The 18,478-nt window shown below is 33.3% G+C and carries 16 protein-coding genes and 1 tRNA gene; 7 read left to right on the top strand and 10 right to left on the bottom strand.

All coding sequences use genetic code 11. From position 1 onward, the window contains the following. Nucleotides 1-36: 36 nt before the first annotated feature. Nucleotides 37-717 carry a monofunctional biosynthetic peptidoglycan transglycosylase gene (mtgA, locus tag ACIQ2Z_RS04630; RefSeq protein ID WP_396182991.1) on the bottom strand — a complete coding sequence of 227 codons (681 nt, stop codon included), beginning with the start codon at nucleotides 715-717 and terminating at the stop codon, nucleotides 37-39. Nucleotides 718-719: 2 nt separating this feature from the next. Next, entirely contained in the window at nucleotides 720-1,838 is a 1,119-nt protein-coding gene (locus ACIQ2Z_RS04625) for an NAD(P)/FAD-dependent oxidoreductase (protein ID WP_396182990.1), read from the bottom strand. A gap of 241 nt (nucleotides 1,839-2,079) precedes the next feature. Here ACIQ2Z_RS04625 and ACIQ2Z_RS04620 point away from each other — a divergent pair, with 241 nt between their 5' ends. The 6 genes from ACIQ2Z_RS04620 to ACIQ2Z_RS04595 all read left to right on the top strand — a co-directional run bounded on the left by ACIQ2Z_RS04620 (nucleotide 2,080) and on the right by ACIQ2Z_RS04595 (nucleotide 8,688). Next, entirely contained in the window at nucleotides 2,080-5,283 is a 3,204-nt protein-coding gene (locus tag ACIQ2Z_RS04620) for a reprolysin-like metallopeptidase (protein ID WP_396182989.1), read from the top strand. Nucleotides 5,284-5,374: 91 nt separating this feature from the next. Continuing rightward, a complete protein-coding gene (locus tag ACIQ2Z_RS04615; RefSeq protein ID WP_396182988.1) occupies nucleotides 5,375-7,285 on the top strand; it encodes a S9 family peptidase in 1,911 nt (636 codons plus the stop codon). A 51-nt stretch (nucleotides 7,286-7,336) separates the two neighbouring features. Further along, nucleotides 7,337-7,519 carry a helix-turn-helix domain-containing protein gene (locus ACIQ2Z_RS04610; protein WP_396182987.1) on the top strand — a complete coding sequence of 61 codons (183 nt, stop codon included), beginning with the start codon at nucleotides 7,337-7,339 and terminating at the stop codon, nucleotides 7,517-7,519. Nucleotides 7,520-7,594: 75 nt separating this feature from the next. Next, nucleotides 7,595-7,855 (top strand): hypothetical protein, encoded by a 261-nt coding sequence (locus tag ACIQ2Z_RS04605; RefSeq protein ID WP_396182986.1) that lies wholly within the window; start codon nucleotides 7,595-7,597, stop codon nucleotides 7,853-7,855. Continuing rightward, a complete protein-coding gene (locus ACIQ2Z_RS04600; RefSeq protein WP_396183021.1) occupies nucleotides 7,801-8,439 on the top strand; it encodes an IS3 family transposase in 639 nt (212 codons plus the stop codon). Before ACIQ2Z_RS04605 ends, ACIQ2Z_RS04600 begins: the two co-directional genes overlap by 55 nt. A 6-nt stretch (nucleotides 8,440-8,445) precedes the next feature. Next, a complete protein-coding gene (locus tag ACIQ2Z_RS04595; RefSeq protein ID WP_396182985.1) occupies nucleotides 8,446-8,688 on the top strand; it encodes a transposase in 243 nt (80 codons plus the stop codon). A gap of 70 nt (nucleotides 8,689-8,758) precedes the next feature. On the opposite strand, the gene ACIQ2Z_RS04590 is transcribed toward ACIQ2Z_RS04595, so the two are convergent. The 7 genes from ACIQ2Z_RS04590 to ACIQ2Z_RS04560 all read right to left on the bottom strand — a co-directional run bounded on the left by ACIQ2Z_RS04590 (nucleotide 8,759) and on the right by ACIQ2Z_RS04560 (nucleotide 16,473). After that, entirely contained in the window at nucleotides 8,759-10,861 is a 2,103-nt protein-coding gene (locus tag ACIQ2Z_RS04590; protein ID WP_396182984.1) for a peptidylprolyl isomerase, read from the bottom strand. 188 nt (nucleotides 10,862-11,049) lie between these two features. Beyond that, a complete protein-coding gene (locus ACIQ2Z_RS04585; RefSeq protein WP_396182983.1) occupies nucleotides 11,050-12,315 on the bottom strand; it encodes a hemolysin family protein in 1,266 nt (421 codons plus the stop codon). Nucleotides 12,316-12,321: 6 nt separating this feature from the next. Further along, nucleotides 12,322-12,513: a hypothetical protein gene (locus ACIQ2Z_RS04580; protein WP_396182982.1), complete on the bottom strand. Its 192-nt coding sequence runs from the start codon at nucleotides 12,511-12,513 to the stop codon at nucleotides 12,322-12,324. Between the two features lie 42 nt (nucleotides 12,514-12,555). Continuing rightward, on the bottom strand, nucleotides 12,556-13,110 hold the full coding sequence (lptC, locus tag ACIQ2Z_RS04575; protein ID WP_396182981.1) for an LPS export ABC transporter periplasmic protein LptC: 555 nt from the start codon (nucleotides 13,108-13,110) through the stop codon (nucleotides 12,556-12,558). Between the two features lie 4 nt (nucleotides 13,111-13,114). After that, nucleotides 13,115-14,473: a tetratricopeptide repeat protein gene (locus ACIQ2Z_RS04570; protein WP_396182980.1), complete on the bottom strand. Its 1,359-nt coding sequence runs from the start codon at nucleotides 14,471-14,473 to the stop codon at nucleotides 13,115-13,117. A gap of 19 nt (nucleotides 14,474-14,492) precedes the next feature. Then, nucleotides 14,493-15,716 carry a hypothetical protein gene (locus tag ACIQ2Z_RS04565; RefSeq protein WP_396182979.1) on the bottom strand — a complete coding sequence of 408 codons (1,224 nt, stop codon included), beginning with the start codon at nucleotides 15,714-15,716 and terminating at the stop codon, nucleotides 14,493-14,495. Between the two features lie 22 nt (nucleotides 15,717-15,738). Further along, nucleotides 15,739-16,473, bottom strand: coding sequence for a type III pantothenate kinase (locus ACIQ2Z_RS04560; protein ID WP_396182978.1), 735 nt, complete (start codon nucleotides 16,471-16,473; stop codon nucleotides 15,739-15,741). 100 nt (nucleotides 16,474-16,573) lie between these two features. Here ACIQ2Z_RS04560 and ACIQ2Z_RS04555 point away from each other — a divergent pair. Next, a tRNA-Phe gene (locus ACIQ2Z_RS04555) sits at nucleotides 16,574-16,646 on the top strand. A gap of 240 nt (nucleotides 16,647-16,886) precedes the next feature. Here ACIQ2Z_RS04555 and ACIQ2Z_RS04550 read toward each other — a convergent pair. Next, nucleotides 16,887-18,478 (bottom strand): type I restriction-modification enzyme R subunit C-terminal domain-containing protein (locus tag ACIQ2Z_RS04550; RefSeq protein WP_396182977.1); only part of this gene is annotated, 1,592 nt, incomplete at its 5' end.

The raw sequence follows: 18,478 nt of genomic DNA, 5'->3' as shown, positions 1-18,478 counted from the left end.
AATCAACATTAATCTATTTTATAAAAAACTTATTTTTTAATACTCAATCTTCCCCAAATAACTCATCTGCCGCACAATAAATCCTTTTCTTCTATTGATATAATTAGATGAATTTGAAGCTTTAAATTTTCTCGGATTAGGTAAGATTGCCGCAATTCCGGCAGCTTCTCGTGGAGTCAAATTCTTAGCATCTTTTCCATACCAAACACGCGAAGCTTCTTGTGCTCCGTAAACGCCGTTACCCATTTCTATACTATTGAGATAAACTTCCATGATTCGTTCTTTTCCCCAAATGAGTTCGATTAGTAACGTAAAATAGGCTTCTAATCCTTTTCGTAAATAACTTCTTCCTTGCCATAGGAAAACATTTTTGGCGGTTTGTTGCGAAATAGTGCTTCCGCCACGCAATTTCTTGCCTTTTTTGTTGGCTTCCATTGCTTTTTCAATCGCTTTAAAATCAAAGCCGTTGTGGGTTAAAAAATTAGCATCTTCGCTGGCAATTACCGCTTTTTGAAGATTAGGTGAAATCTCTTCAATTGGAATCCAATCGTGGCTACAAATCATTTCTTTACCTTCCTTTTTTTGTTCGATGGCTCTAATTCCCATTAAAGGTGTGAACGGTACAGGAACAAATTTGTAGAGAATAACCATAAAAATAGAAATTCCAAAAAACCATAAGGCTGCTTTCCAAAGAAAACGGAGTATTTTTTTTATCATAATTACTGCCTAATTAAGTCTGCTAATTCTTTTCCAACTAAACTACCAATCGCCACGCCCATTCCGCCCAAGCGAACACCGCAAAAAACATTTTCACTAAGTTGTTTTACGACTGGGTTTTTATGATTTCCAACGCCCATAATTCCGCTCCAGCGATGTTCAATTTCAAACGATTGATTGGGCAAAATTACTTCTTTTAGCAATTGCTCCAACTTATTCTGAATAATTTCTGTTTGAGCTAATTCTGTTGTGGTTTCTCCCTCAAAATCTAAATTTCTTCCGCCACCTAATAAAATTCTATTTTCAAAATTTCTAAAATAATAATAGCCTTTATCCAAATGAAACGTTCCTTTAATGTCTAAATTCGGAATAGGTTTAGTAATCAAAACTTGTGCTCTCGCGGGTTTTACTTCGCCATTGGTTAATTCATTGGCAAAACCATTGGTAGCAAAAAACAATTTTTTGGTTTGAAAAGAAAAATCGCTTAAAGCAACTTCGACCTCATTATTTTTTTCAATATAGGAAGTAACCGTTTGTTGATTTAGAATGAGAATATTCTGATTCGTAGCCATTTTCAAAAGCTTTTGCATCATATTTCCGGTATCAATTTGAGCTTCATACGGATTAAAAAGTACATATTCCTGAATTCCCTGAAAGGCAAATCGATCAATTTCTTTCGAAAAAACGTCATTCTTAAGCAACGGTTTTAGAAGTTCGTTGATAAACGGAAGCTTTTGTAAACATTCTTCATACGTAGATTCATCTTCCTTTAAAAACAATTCATATCCGCCGTACGGCTTTAAATCTAAAGCCTCATCGCCAATTCGTTTGCGAAGTAATTGCAATCCTTCCCATCTTTTTTGAACCAATTTCAACACTTCTTCTTCCGTGTGCGAATTCAAATCATCTAAGATTTCAGAAACCGATCCAAAACACGCAAATCCGGCATTTTTTGTACTCGCACCTTGCGGAAGTACACCTTTTTCAAGCACCAAAATTTTAGCAGAAGGAAATTTTTCTCGCAATTCAAGAGCACAATGCAACCCGACAATTCCACTACCAACAATAGTGAAATCTACATTTGTAAACCAATTTTTAAGTTCCCAAAAACTTAATTGCATCTGTTTGAAAATTTTTCATAAATGTACTTTTTATTTTTTTGTTAGAAAATATTTTCCAAAAGACATGTTGTTTATTAATTATACCCCCATTGTAAAAACTAAATTTTAACAAATGTGTTGTTAATATGACAATGTTTAAAACATAAAATTTTAAAATTGTTAATAAATTAGTAGAATCATCCGTTAAAGGCATAAAAATAATTTTACTTTTGGCTACATATTAACTAATCAACCAAGATTTATGAAGCTCAAATTACTCACCATTGCACTTTTGGCAAGTGTATGCTTTTCCAATGCACAAGAGAAAAGCAATTTCTGGAAAACCTCGGCTTTAAATAGTAATGCCACCCTTTTAGAAAGCAAGGCAGGAGTTCCACAAAACAATGTTTTTGAATTAGATGTGGAAGGTATGAAAACGTTTCTTTCCACAACTCCAAATCGATTTTCCCAAACTAAGAGCGGTAAAGTAATTTCTTTTCCCAATGCAGAGGGAACTATGGAACGATTCACGGTGTATGAAAACTCAATTTTGGCACCAGAATTGGCAGCTAATTATCCCGAAATTAAATCCTACATCGGTGTTGGGATAGATAATCCAACCTCAACAGTTTATTTTAGTATTTCTCCGTTAGGTTTTCAATCTATGCAGTTGAATTCAGGAAAAGCTGCGGTTTTTATTGAGCCTTTAACAGAAGATTTAATAACGTATTCCGTTTACAAAAAAGCGGATAAAGCAAAATACTTTTCTCCGTTTGAATGTGGTGTAATTGATACGGTAGCAGATCAGATCGACCCCTCTACTTTACGTCCAAATGCTGATGATAGCACATTGCGAACATTTCGATTAGCTGTTTCTACAACAGGTGAATATACGGCTTATTTTGGTGGCACAAAAGCACAAGCATTAGCGGCAATCAATGCAACTATGACTCGTGTAAATGGTGTTTTTGAGAAAGACTTTGCCGTAAGGATGATTTTAATTGCCAATACTGATTTGGTTATCTATACTAATGCTTCCACAGATCCATATACAACAAGTTATAATAGTCAAGTTCAAAGCACCTTAACTTCTGTAATTGGTGAAGCTAATTATGATATTGGCCACTTATTTGTAAGAGCTTCTAACAATGGAAATGCAGGTTGTATTGGGTGTGTATGTGTAAATGGCTCAAAGGGTAGTGCTTTTACAGCAGCAACCGTTCCAACTGGAGATTTATTTGATATCGATTATGTAGCTCACGAAATGGGTCATCAATTTGGAGCCAATCATACTTTTTCATTTAATAATGAAGGAACGGGTGCCAATATGGAGCCGGGTTCAGGTTCAACCATTATGGGCTATGCCGGAATTACCAATCAGGATGTTCAACCAAATTCTGATGTTTATTTTCATGCTTTCAGTATTCAACAAGTAACGAATAATGTAAAAAACAAAACCTGTCAAACCAATACTGCGACCGGAAATACAGTACCAACAGCTAATGCCGGTTTAGATTATACTATCCCTAAAAGTACTCCATTTATGCTAACCGGGGCAGGAACTGATGCAAATGGAGATGTGTTAACTTTTAATTGGGAACAATTTGACAATGCTGCTTCAACTGCAACGGGGTCAAGTTCTGCTGCAAGTGCAACCAGAACTACAGGACCTACTTTCAGATCATACAATTCAAGCACTTCGCAGGTACGTTATTTCCCAAGAATGCAATCTATATTAGCTGGTGCTATTACTACAGCAGGTTCAGAAATAACTGTAGAAGCTCTTCCTTCTGTTGCAAGAACAATGAATTTCAGATTAACTGTTCGTGACAACAGAGCGGGTGGTTCTGCTAACAATAGTGATGATATGATCGTTTCTGTTAATGCTACTGCAGGTCCATTTACGGTAACTTCACCAAACACAGCGGTTTCCTATGCGGGTGGAAGTTCTCAAGCTATAACATGGAATGTAGCCGGAACAACTGCTAACAATGTAAATTGTGCCAATGTTGATGTTTTAATTTCAACAGACGCTGGAAATACTTGGTCAACCTTATTAACTGCTACACCAAATGATGGGTCACAAGCGGTAACAATGCCAAACGTTACTAGCTCAACTTGTCGCATCATGGTAAAAGGAAATAATCACATTTTCTTTGATGTTTCTAACGCTAATTTTACGTTGACAACAGCTATAGCTGATACTACTGCACCAACATTACCAACGAATTTAACCGTTTCTGGAACAACACAAACATCCACAAATTTATCATGGACTGCTTCAACAGATAATATTGGTGTTACAGGATATGATGTGTACAGAGATGGTGCTCTTTTAGCTTCTGTAACAGGAACAACTTACACTGCAACAGGTTTAACTGCATCAACTAGTTATTCTTTCTTTGTTCGTGCTAAAGATGCTGCCGGAAATGTCTCTGCCAATAGCAATACCGTTTCAGTAACAACATCTGATGCTCCTGCTCCTGATACAACAGCGCCAACAGCGCCAACTTTATCAGCTTCTGGGACTACACAAACTTCTACTAATTTATCTTGGTCTGGTGCTACTGACAATGTGGGTGTAGCAGGTTATGATGTATATAGAAACGCTGTATTAATTGGTTCTACAACCACAGCTACTACATTTTCTGTAACGGGTTTAACAGCTTCTACAACTTACACTTTTAATGTTAGAGCAAAAGATGCTTCAGGAAATAGTTCTGTTAATAGCAATACTGTAAGCGTAACTGCACTAGCCAATACTGTTACGTATTGTACTTCAAGAGGAAATAGTACAGCGGATGAGTTTATCAATAGAGTACAATTGGGTACTATTAATAATTTATCCGGAAACAACGGCGGATACGGTAACTTTACTAATTTATCAACTAATTTAGTGAGAGGAACTAGTAATACCATTACTATTACACCCGCATGGACTAGTACTGCATTTCGAGAAGGATATCGCGTTTGGATTGATTGGAATAGAGATGGGGATTTTCTTGATAGTGGAGAGCAAGTGGTTAATGTAACCAGAACAACAGCAACTCCAATCGCAAGAAGTTTAACTGTTCCAACATCCGCTCTTTTAGGTCAAACAAGAATGAGAGTTTCCATGAAATATAATGCTTCTCCAGCAGCCTGTGAAACGTTCTCATTTGGTGAAGTTGAAGATTATACGGTAAACATAGTTACTACTGCGAGAGGAGAACAGGAAATTGTTTTAGAACCTGTTTCTAAAGAGTCATTTACATTATATCCAAATCCAATAAAAGGAGATTTAGTTCATATTTATGCTGAAACGCAATTTACAACTTTTAAAATCTTGAATTTATTGGGTCAAGTGATTGCTCAGGGAAAAATTGAAAACAAAACAGTTTTAGTTTCAAATCTTGCTTCTGGAACCTATTTATTAGAAGTGTCAAACAATGAAACTTCTGCTGTGAAAAGGTTTATCAAACAATAAGTAATTCATTTATAAATCTAAGCCATCTCGTTGAGGTGGCTTTTTTTATGGAAAAAAAATAGTTACTTTTATACTTTGAAAATCAAATACAATGAAAAAAATAATTTTAATCCTCGCTTTTTTAATGGGAGCATCAGCAGTTTCAGCACAACAAATTTTAAGTCCTGAATTACTTTGGAAACTTGGAAGAGTTTCTGCTTTAGGCATTTCTAAAGATGGGAAAAATGTGATTTACAAAGTTTCTGTACCTTCGTTAGAGGAAAATAAATCTGATTCTAAATTTTACAGCATTTCTGTGAATGGCGGCTTTTCAACCGAAATTTCTGAAACTAAAGAACTTTTGATAGATAAAAACCTTTCTCCCGACGGAAAATATTTGCTTTCCAACAAAGAAGTTAAACATGAAAAAATATTGGGTAAAGACCTCTATCCTGAACTTGAAAAATCAAATGTTCAAGTCTATAACGGATTAGATTATCGCCATTGGGATACTTGGAATGATGGAAATCATAATCATGTTTTTTATGCCGATGCAAATGGGAATGACAAATCTGTTACCATTGACATCATGAAAGGAGAGCCTTATGATTCTCCCCAAAAGCCATTTGGTGGTGACGAAGATTTCACTTGGTCGCCCGATGGGAAAAGCATCATTTATGTTTGTAAAAAGAAATCTGGAACTGCCTATGCCACATCGACAAATACTGATTTATATGAGTATAATTTAGAAAACAAAACAACCAAAAATCTAACTGAATCTAATTTAGGATACGATACAAATCCCATCTTTTCCCCTAACGGTGATTTGACCTGGTTGCAAATGAAACGTGATGGTTATGAAGCTGATAAAAATGATATCATTGTTCGATTTAAAGGAATGGACATGAACTTAACTGCCAATTGGGATGGAACAGTTGATGGTTTTAAATGGAGTCCGGATAGTAAAAAAATCTATTTTACCGCTGCTGTGGATGGTACAAAACAATTATTTGAAGTTAACTTTCCCGGCTTAACCCGAATAGCTGTAATGGTTCGTCAAATTACAACCGGTACATTTGATGTGAATGATTTGGTTGGATTCACCAGAGATAAAATCATTGTAACCCGAACAGACATGAATCATTCTAAAGAAATTTATTCCTATGATTTAAAGAAAAATACATGGTTAAAATTAACCGAAGTAAATGACAAAGCCTATGCTAAATTGTCTTTACCTACTTATGAAAAGCGATATGTAACCACAACCGACGGTAAAAAAATGTTAGTTTGGGTGATTCTTCCACCTAATTTTGACAAAACAAAAAAATACCCCACCTTATTGTATTGCCAAGGTGGTCCGCAAAGTGCGTTGACACAAAGTTATTCGTTTCGATGGAATTTTTCATTGATGGCTTCGCAAGGATATGTCATAGTGGCTCCGAACCGAAGAGGAATGCCGGGTCATGGGGTTTCTTGGAATGAACAAATCAGTAAAGATTGGGGCGGACAAGTGATGGATGATTATTTAGCAGCTATTGATGACGTTGCGAAAGAGAATTATGTGGATAAAACGCGTTTAGGAGCCGTTGGAGCAAGTTATGGTGGTTATTCGGTGTTCTATTTAGCCGGCATACACAACAAACGATTTAAAACGTTTATTTCACATTGTGGTGTATTTAATTTAGAAAGTATGTACGGCACCACCGAAGAAGTTTTTTTTACAGATTGGGATAATGGCGGCCCTTATTGGGAAAAAGATAATGCTGCTGCTCAAAAAACCTATACGCAATTCAATCCAATTAATTTAGTTTCAAAATGGGACACACCTATTTTAATCATTCAGGGAGGCAAAGATTATCGTGTACCCATTGGGCAAGGACAAGAGGCTTTTCAAGTAGCTCAATTACTTGGAATAAAAAGCCGATTTATGTTGTTCCCTGAAGAAAATCATTGGGTACTTAAACCACAAAATGCACTGGTTTGGCAACGAGAATTTTTTGGCTGGTTGAAAGAAACGTTGTAGAAAAATAATAAACATGCCCCAAAAAGTTATACACTATTTGGGGCATTTTTTATGGAAAGAAAAGTAAAGTATGACTATGCATTTAAGTTAGAATGTGTAGAACTAGTTTTGAAGAAACATCATTCAATTGGATATGTTTCAAAATTAAGAGGTCTAAACGAATCGAATATTCGTAAATGGGTTGGCTTCTACAAGACTTATGGACAAGTTGAATTATTACCAAGGATAAACTAAAGTTATTCTATCGATTTTAAATTACTTGTTCTCAAAACCATCAAGAAAGAATCACTTTCCTTACGAGCAAGTTTTTTGCGTTTTAATATCTCTGATGTAGCTATTGTTGTTAAATGGAAAAAAGATTTTACTAACTTTATTATTGACGGATTACGACCAAAACCTAAAGGCAGACCAATTTCTATGAGTGATTATAAACGTAAAAAACGCAAATCAGACAAACCTTTAACAAGAGAGGAAGAGCTATTAAAAGAGAATGAAAGACTTCGTTGTGAGAATGAATTGCTAAAAAAGTTACAAGCCTTAACTCAAGCCAGGAGAAATCCCAAGCCATAACCGAATTAAGGCATAAATTTGATTTAGAATTACTTCTAGATCTAACAAATATGGCACGCAGTAGCTTTTATTATCATCAGAAGCAGAATAAATTACCTGATAAATATAAAGAAATTAAAGAGTTAATTAAAGCCATTTATCAAAGACACAAAGGTCGCTATGGCTACAGAAGAATAACAGATGAACTCCAAAATAGAGCAATAATTATCAATCATAAAACAGTACTTAGATTAATGAAATTACTGAGATTAAAAAGCATTATTAGAGTGAAAAAATATAAATCTTATAGAGGCGAAAATGGTAAAATAGCTCCAAATATATTGGAAAGAAATTTTAAAGCAACAGCTCCAAATCAAAAATGGGCAACCGATATAACTGAGTTTAATGTGTCCGGAAATAAATTGTATTTATCACCTATAATTGACCTGTTTAACCAAGAAATAATGAGTTACGAACTAACAGAACGACCAGTGTTTAATCAAGTAGTTGTGATGCTTAAAAAAGCATTTAGGAAAATACCAAACAACACAAGTTTAATGCTTCATTCTAATCAAGGTTGGCAATATCAAATGAAAAGATACTAGTACTTATTGAAAGAAAAAGGAATCATACAAAGCATGTCAAGAAAAGGAAATTGTTTAGACAACTCCATTATTGAAAACTTCTTTGGGATATTAAAATCTGAGATGTTCTACATTCAAAAATTTAAATCAATAGAACAATTAAAACAAGAAATTGATAAGTACATTAATTATTGCAACAACGAAAGAATTAAATCAAATTTAAACAAAATGAGCCCAATAAAATATCGAGCTCAATACTATCAAAATTAATTATAAATTTGTCTAAACTTTTGGGTGCAGTCTATAAAGGTTAGGATTTTTTTTAAACATATAGTTTGAATTAATAATTAAACTGGAATCTATTGTCTTTAATTTCTGCTTTATCTTTTAAGGCTGAGAATACACGATTCACACCCGATGCATTTTGAGATTTTAACGCATTGAGTTGAGCGGAATAATCTTGAGTTGGCAATGCATTTGTTAGTTTAGTTGTTTTAACAACAAAAACACTTGAATTTCCTTCAATTGGAGCTGAAAGCTTGTTTGCAGGAGTTGAAAAGGCAAAACCAACAACTTTTGGTTCATAACCTAAAGTAGCCACTACAGGATTCTCTAACGTTACATCAGCAGCGTTTTGAACCTGAACAGCATTTGCTGTTGCCATAACTTCTAAGGTAGTTCCTTTCATTTTTGCCATTATTTTTTCAGCTTTCTTTTTATTTTTCAATATTGGTTCCACCTGAAGGCGAGCATCTTCAATATTCAATAAACCCTCTTCATTTACTTTTTTAAGTTTTGCAATTAAATGCCCCACTTTAGCAATTTCAAATCTTTTTACGTCGTTCACTTCAGTATCACTTTCAAAAGCCCAACGAATTACTTGTCTTTGAGCTCCCATTTGACCTAATGTCTCATCTAACGCTTTTACGCGTACAGGGGGAACAACAGTAAGTTTTGCTTCTTTAACTGCTACTTCAAATGATTTTTCGGATGCTGCTAATTCAAATTTAACGGCATTAGTATAGGCAACTTCAGCTGTTTTTTCAGAAGCTTCAATTTTTTGAGCAATTGTTGCTAAACGGATTGCATCTTGTTTATCCGTCACCTTAATTATATGATAACCAAACTCTGTTTCTACTAAACCAACTTTTCCAATTGGATTATTGAACACGAAATCGTTAAATGCAGGTACCATTTGACCAGGGCCAAAGAAATCTAAATCACCACCTTTTTGAGCAGAACCTTGATCTTCAGAGGCTGTAAATGCCAACATGGTAAAAGAATCCGGGTTTGCATTAATTTGGCCTAATAACTCTTCTGCTTTTACTTTAGCTTGTTCTTTTGTTCTGTCTTCTTTTGGTTGGGCTCTTGATCCGGTAAAACTGATTAAAATATGACTTGCTCTAGCTTTTGCTCCAGCTTTTCTACCCATAGAACGGCTTAAGGCATAATATTCACCATATACATAAGGACCATAAATTTGTCCTTCCGGTAAATTAAAAATTTGCTCAGAATGTTCAGCGGGTAAATCTGATTTACCTACATACGTTGAATCATATGGGAAATCAGAATTTGCATTAACAAATTCAATTACATTTTTTGTATTTGAAAAACCAGCAATAGTATCGTTAGTAGATGTTTCGCTATTGTAAATCACTTTAGAATTCAATAAAGTAGCTACATTATTTTTAATTTCAGTTTTATCAGCATCGGAAGGTTTGTCTTCAATTACAACATATTCAATCTCTCTTGTTTCTTCTGCTTTATATTTTTTCTCGTTCTTTTTCATATATTCGATTATTTCTTCATCAGTAACTTTTACATCACTGTCTTTAATTGAAGAAAAGGGAACCGCTACAAAATCAAACGTAACTTTATTATTTTGCAAGTTATATTTAAATTTAGCATCGTTTTGAGTTGTGAAAAATCCACCTTTTACTAAGGAGCTGTAAATTTGATATTTTGAATTAATATTGGCATTCTTTTCAGTAGATTCAAAATATTCCACTTCTTGTGGATTAGAACTTGCTTTGATATACTCTCTGTATTTATTGATATCAAACTGTTTCAATTCATTTTGAAAACTAGGATTTTGACCAAAATTTGGATCGGTTTTCAAGGTTTCAATTAAGTGTTTTTCACTTATTCTAATACCTAATTTCTCTAATTCTTCTGTTAAAAGAGCAACATTTACTTCTTGATCCCAAACACGGTTTACTGCTTGAATGGTAGACATTCCTTGACCGCCTTTTTCAGTGTTACCCACCTTAAAACGGAATTCTTCGAAAGCAATATCCTTTCCATTAATACTACCAACATTTGTTGAAGTTTGAGCAAAGCCACCACTTTGAATTACGTCAGCCAATACAAAAGAGAATAATGCCAAAGCAATAATCACAATTAGAATAAATGAACGTTGTCTAATTTTTCCTAAAATCGCCATTTTATTTATGTTTTATTTTTATTTCAGTTTGCGAAAATACAATTATCTATGAAATAATTATAAAGAAATCGAGATAATTTGTTTAATTTTTGCATGTCACGCTCTATTCCAACTTAAATAAAATTTGATTGGTTTTAATACTAAGAAAATGTATACCTAAATATAGGGATAGTATGAGCAGTAATGCTTTAATTCGTAATTGTCAAAGTCACTAATTCAATTTTTCTATTCGAAGCATCTTCAATTACAAAATGAAAATTTTGGACCGAAATTTTTTCTCCTTTAGAAGGAAATTCTTTGGTATGATTTATAATAAAACCTCCTAAGGTAGAATAGGAATCTTCTTCAGGAATATTTAATTTATAGGTTTCATTGATATATTCTACATCCAAACGTGTTGAAAAACGGAATTGCCTCTCGTTTATTTGCTCCTCAACCAGTGTTTCATCCTTGTCATGTTCATCTTCAATTTCTCCAAAAAGTTCTTCGACAATATCTTCAACTGTAATCATTCCGGATGTTCCGCCATATTCGTCGAGTACAATGGCAACGCTTTTTCTTTTTTTGGTAAGCAAATCAAGTACATCTTTGATAAACATCGTTTCAGGTATAAACTCAACAGAAATCATTACTGATTTTATTGTTTTTGGTTTTCTGAAAAGTTCAAAAGAATGCACATATCCAATGATATCATCTAAAGAAGATTGGAATACTAAAATTTTAGAATAACCTGTTTCTATAAATAATTGTTTTATTTCACTAACGGAATCATGAATTTCTACTGCTGCAATTTCAGTTCTAGGAATCATTATATCTCTAGCTTTTACAGCGGAAAATTCTAATGCATTTTGAAACATTAAAATTTCAGAATCGACCGATTCGTGGTCTTCAACAGAATTCATTTGTTCTGAAATAAAATTTCCAAGTTCTACTTTACTAAAAAACAATTGTGTTTCATCTCCTTGTGTTTTAAATACTTTTTTCAAAACAAAATCTGAAATCCAGATAGTGAATGCGGAAATAAAATATAACAATTGATAGAAAAAATAGGCTGGAACAACAAAAATTTTCATGCAATTATTAGCGTAAATTTGGAAAAATACTTTCGGTAAAAACTCTGCTGTGATAAGAATTACAGCTGTTGAAATCAAGGTTTGAATCATCAATATCTGAAAAGGCAAATTATGAATTTGTAAATAATCCGTAAACAATAATTTGATAATTAAATCACCCATCATAAATCCATAAACAACCAGTGCGATATTATTCCCCACTAACATGGACGCAATAAACATGGATGGTTTCTCAGTAATTTTAGTCAAAATCTTAGCAACAAAACCCTCTTGTAGTTTTTCGATCCCCAAATAAACTTTATTGGAGGAAACAAAGGCAATTTCCATCCCGGAAAAGAATGCTGAAAGCAGTAAACAGATAATGATGATACTGACTTCCATCTAGAATTACTTTTTATCTTGGTTATTCATTTTCTTCATAAACTTTCGTCTGAAAAAAAACATAAAAATAGCCATGGCCGCAAAAAAGAACATCATCCACGGACTTTCTTCTTCAGAATTTAAATTTATAAATCCTTGGTAAATAAAAAATCCTGCTGCAAAAAGATAAAAGTATTGTATGTATTTAAGGTAAGTCATAATTTAATGAAAGGTATTAGGTTAAAGGTTTTTGAATTTGATTTACTCTGCATTATTTATCAAACCATACACTTTTTGGAAATTAATTCGTTTGAAATCTTTACTAAAATCTAGACCTTCACCTGTTGAAAGTCCTTTATTAGGATCTGTAAATTTAAACTTTTTTTCCGTAAAAAACCATTCATTTTTTTGGTCGTAATACAACTGTTCTGTATCTAAAAATTGCCCGCCATCAGAAGTCATTTTCACATTTCCTTGTAAATCTATAATATCGGTGCCCTTAAAAGTGATTGCGTAATCAGCATTGATGAAGTTTTTTTTGCCCCTTTCATCAAAAAGTATTACTTCAATTCCTTTTGGGAACTCCGTAAACGGGTATTGAACAGTACCGTAATCAAACATTTTCGGACTGATCAAAATGGCTTTGATTCTACCGGAATCGGTATATTTTAAATTCACTGAATCCGCTTCTCCAGAAGCCATAAATTCAGAAATATTAATTTTCTGAATTTCTTTAAAATTACTTTCACACGCAAAAAACAATGTCACAGCAAATACTGTGACACTGAAATTTATTATTTTTTTTATGCAAAGCATTTAATTACAAATTTGGAACTGTAACACATTTACCAACCCAACATTTGAAACAGATACTTTGACCTGCTCTTCCTGAGTTAAAAATTTCTTGTTTAGAAGGAGCTAATTTATCGTAAGAGGAAGCCGCTTCATTTCCGGATGTTGTTCCTGCTTTTCTCGCCGTTTGAGCTGCTAACCAATAAATTGCTCTTTTTTCAAATGGATCATTTCCACAGTCATTCGCACTATTCGCATACAATAGAGCAATATAAACATGAGCTTCTCCAAAGGATGGTTTTGCCGCTAACGCTTTTTCAGCATAAGCTCTGGCTTGAACTTTATTTCCGGTTCCATAAATACTTCTGGCAATTGTATAATAAACATTTGCTTTTTTAGTATTGTCTTTTTGCAATTCAGCTGACTGATTAAAATATTCTAATGCTTTTGTTGTGTTCTTTTTTGTATAGAAAGACACTCCTAAATTATAAGCAGATTCAGCCGTTGGATTTAAAGAATGTAATGCATCCGATATTTTTGAAAACAACGGGTCAGAAGAACATCCTTTTTTATCTAAACGGTCTGCTGCTCTTTTTAACCATTCGGCATCTCCTTTATTCTCATCAAAACTTGCTCCTAAGAATGGTATTAAACGTTCACAAGTTGCTAATTGGGCAATCTTAGCATCCATACTGGAATGAATAGTTTCGAAAGCATCTAAATTAATTTGATGATTTTTTTTTGCTATTTTCTCTTTATCTGTTAATTCTGTTCCACTTTCTTCTTTTTGCAGTAAAACATCCAGTGCATCAGAAACTACTTTTTCTTCTTCATCAATCTTATCTGAAATTTGGTCATACTTAGTGAAAACATCTTGTAATTTAATTCCGTTTTTATTTGCTTCAAAATCATTTACATAAATTTCAAAGTAAACATATAATGCTTTTGGATTACTGAAATTATCTTTATCATTTTTGAAAGCTGTGTCTAAAAGTTGGTAAACTTCATCGGAAGTACCACTGTTGTTTTCAAAAAGTACCATTGCTTTTTTAACTTCAATTCCTAATGCTTTAGCCGGAAAATTAGTTTTAAATTCCTCTTGTAATTTAATAAAATCACGTACTTCCTTTTCTTTATCTGCCGGTGTTTTAGCGTTGTCAATTCTGAAATTGATAGTTCTTTCACCATAAATATATATAGCTTTATCAAAGGAAGGGCAATCTTTTCTTAACTCTTGAAGTTGTTTATAGGTTTCTTCACCATAGTTTTTTGTTTTTGCCATTTCAGCAAAAATTGATAGTTTTTCTGCACAGTTTGCAGCACTTTGGGCAAAGCCATTAAACGTTACAAGTGTAAAGGCAAATAAAATAATTACTTTAGTTTTCATAATATTAAAAATTTCTCTTTTAGTCATATTTTCTTTTAATAAACCATTTGTCATTCAATGAAAAACTTACACTTAAGTTTGAATAATTTTCTTGTATTAGTCCTGAATTTGTTGTTCCACGCTTACCAAATTCAAAACCAACGTTTACATTGGAGAACGACCCTCCAAGTGGTAGGCCTAATCCAAAAGTTATGCCAAAATTATTAATCGACTCATTATTGATAATTAATCCTGTGTTTTGATAATTAAAACCCCCTCTATAAGTTATTCTCTTGAAATAACTGGAAAAGGAACTATAATCCGGCATATAGTAACCTCCAAAATTATATTTAGTAACATTTTCATAGGAAACATCGTCTATATCGTCAAACCTATTTCCGAAGTTACTGGCTTGTATAAATGATAATTCAGCTCCAACAGACCATTTCCTGACTTCTCCAATACCAAATCCAATTGCAATTTTGGAAGGGTATTTTACTTTAGCATCATTAACAGGAACATCTTCTTCATTAATCACTACTTCTCCAAAGGATTCTGAAAACTGTACTACTGCTATCTTTCTTTCATTTGACAAAGATAAAGTGCTTTCAGGAGAATAAATCAAACTTCCAAAAATAGTAGTTTTCTTATTTATCAATTTATTATACATCAAACTGGTATTAAAATTGAATCCGGTAATTTCACTTGTATTCAATTCTCTGGTTCCGTATTGAATATCCGACACAAAACTAATATTGTTGGTAGTAATATTTCCAAAATTAAAATTCATATCTGCTCCAATTCTGAAGTTATTATTAATCTTATAACCAACACCTCCATAAACTTTATTCGTTCCTCCAGTACCCGTATAACGTATACTTGGAATTGAAACATCTGTATAAATGTTTTGAATTTTATACCCAACAGAAGTAAAAGGCATAACAGCAAAAGCGGCACCAAATTTTTTTGAAATTGGAACTGCCAAAGCGATATAATCTATTGAAGTACGATTAGCTGTTTCTGATTGACTCTCGGTTTTAAATTTTGTATAATTAAAATTACTCCCAATTGTAAATGTTGTGAACATAATATCAGGCAAACTCGCTGAATTATTGATATTAATATGAATAGAATCGTTTATCATATTTATTCCACCCATAGACCTTATTTCAACATTTCCTTTAAACACTAAATCTCCAATTCCGTAAAAAGAATAGGGTGAGGATGATGCATTTTGAGCATTAGAAAAAAATGAAAATATCAAGCAAAAAATTATAAGAATTTTTTTAATCATTGTTGATTTTGTATTGAAAAAATTGGTTTAAACTTTCTAACAGAAAATTTGAATTGGCAAATATGGTATTTTTTAATCTTTTTGCCAAAAATTCAGCATCTCCTCCCGTTAAAATTATGGTAAAGTTTTCATTTTTGTTTTTATACTGCCGGATAAACCCATCTATTTCATGAATTAATCCATTTACAACACCTGAATGAATGGATTGATTTGTGGAATTTCCAATAAAATTTAGAGGCTCTTCTAGGGTTAATAATGGCAATTTTGAAGTGAATTGATGCAATGATTTGTATCTCAATCGAAGTCCGGGAGAAATAGCTCCGCCCCAATACCTGTTTTCATCATCTATAAAATCATACGTAACACAAGTTCCTGCATCAATAACTAATTTATTTTTTTTGGGAAAAAGCAAAGTAGCTCCTGTTGCTAGTATCATTCTATCAATTCCTAATGTAGTTGGTGTTGCATATTTATTTTGAAACGGAAAAATATCCTGGTGAGAAACAAAATGAATAGAAATCATTTCTGAGAACGAATTAAAAGCAATACTATTTTCATTTCCAACCGAAGAAACAATTAAATCAGTGATTTTTGGATTATTTTCTAAAATATTTTTAATAGTATTTTTAACTTCTAAACTTGAAAATACAAATTGATTAATAAGTGTATTTCTCTCATAAACAGCACCTTTAATCCTAGTATTTCCAACATCAATAGCTAAAAGCATTCCGATAGATTTTAAAAAGGCGAAGATACGAATAGATTTTTTTTTATAATTGTTTTGGATAAAATAAAAATCGCACTATATTTGCACCCGCATTAGCAACGGTACCTTAGCTCAGATGGTAGAGCAATGGACTGAAAATCCATGTGTCCCTGGTTCGATCCCTGGAGGTACCACTTTAAAAATCCGTAACATGCTTGATAAACAAGAAGTTACGGGTTTTTTATTTGTAACTTGTACGATTGTTGTACGTTAATGGGATTATTTTCTTCAAATCCTATCTAATTCTACTACATTTTGTTTGCTAACAAGTTTAGTTATTCCTTTTTCGATTTCTAACCAATTTTATTACTAAAGAGCGTAAACACCTCAACAATACTCTACTCTCAAATTTTATTATTCAACCGGATTGAAATCTAGGAAACTTTTTCTAAGTACAAATGCTTTTGGAAGTCAATGAATAATGAGCTGATATTTTTTACATCTCCTAAGATTTCTTTTGCGTCTTCTAGTGATTGGTATTTGTTGGTTAGCAAAATTGGTAGTTTGTCTTGGTCGAGTTCTTCTACTCCGGTTTCAACATATTTTCTTAAAACAAATTCAATGAACTCTTTTTGTTGTTCGTTTAGAATGGCGAAAATAGTGGCTTCTGCTGCTCTAACTCTTTCCTCTCGTGTCATTGGCTTTATATCACTATTAAAAACATATTCCAGTACATCAAATAAATCGCTTTTCTCGGCATCAATAAGTTTTTGGAGGGTGTAAAGTTCTTCTTTTCCAAATCCTGCTTCATCCAATTTTTCTAATAATACTTTTCTTGTGGTTGGATTACTCCAGATGGTTCGCAATTCATTCTCACTGGTAAATAGTTTTGGTAATTCCCCAAAAAGGCTATTTAAAAATTCTTCTGCGGAAACAGGTTTGCCATCAGCATTCCAAAATGAAGTTGACATCATGTGTTGGATTTCCCGCTCTTTACCATCACGCAATTTGATTTTTATTTTTTTGCGTTTCTCTTTTGCTTCACCACCTTCTTCTGCTTTAGGCTCTCTTTCGAGTTGTGGTGGTTTTGGTTCATTTACTCCGGTAGTTGTTTCAGGTTCCAACGGTTCCCCATCCCATTCAGGGTCTGCAAAATGATGATAGGCATCCACAAAATCATAAATGGTAAAAAAGTCTTTACCATCAAACATTCGCGTTCCTCTGCCCACAATCTGCTTAAACTCTATCATTGAGTTAACAGGTCGCATTAAAACGATGTTTCTAATATTACGTGCATCAACTCCCGTTGATAGTTTTTGGGATGTGGTTAGAATGGTTGGTATGGTTAATTCATTATCTTGAAAATCCCGTAAAAACTTTTCACCAATTTCCCCATCATTTGCTGTTACTCGAACGCAATAATTGGTGTCGGTACTTTTTTTATTTTGGTTCACTAAATCACGGACTGCTGCTGCATGGTCTTGCGTCGCACAAAAAATAATTGCCTTTTCTTTTTGATTGGCATCATTCATAAAAATTTGCACCCGATTGGCTTCTCTTGCTTTAATCTCAATGATTTTATTGAAATCGGGTTCCTTGTAAAGTTTGCCTTCTTCTACTTCTCCTTCAATGATCTGATCGTCACTGGTGAAGATGTAATCATCTAATGTTGTCTTTATTCGTTTTACCTTAAAAGGTGTTAAAAAGCCATCATTAATACCTTCTTTAAGAGAATAAATGTAAACTGGTTCGCCAAAGTATTTGTAGGTGTCCACATTATCTTTTCGTTTAGGTGTAGCAGTTAAACCTAATTGTACCGCAGGTGCAAAATAGTCTAAAATTCCTCTCCAGTTTCCTTCATCATTTGCTCCTCCACGATGACACTCATCAATGATGATAAAATCAAAATAGTCTTTTGGGTATTGTCCGAAATTGTAGGTGGGTTCGACAAGCTCACCCACCGCCTTAAGATAACCCTGCGATTTGGCTATTTCATTTTTTGATAGGTACTTTAGTTTCTCTAAGT

The sequence above is a fragment of the Flavobacterium sp. genome, assembly GCF_044361015.1.
In the GTDB taxonomy this organism is placed as follows: domain Bacteria; phylum Bacteroidota; class Bacteroidia; order Flavobacteriales; family Flavobacteriaceae; genus Flavobacterium.
The sequence above is the reverse complement of the archived record's forward strand: the minus strand, read 5'-3'. Positions and strand labels throughout refer to the sequence as shown.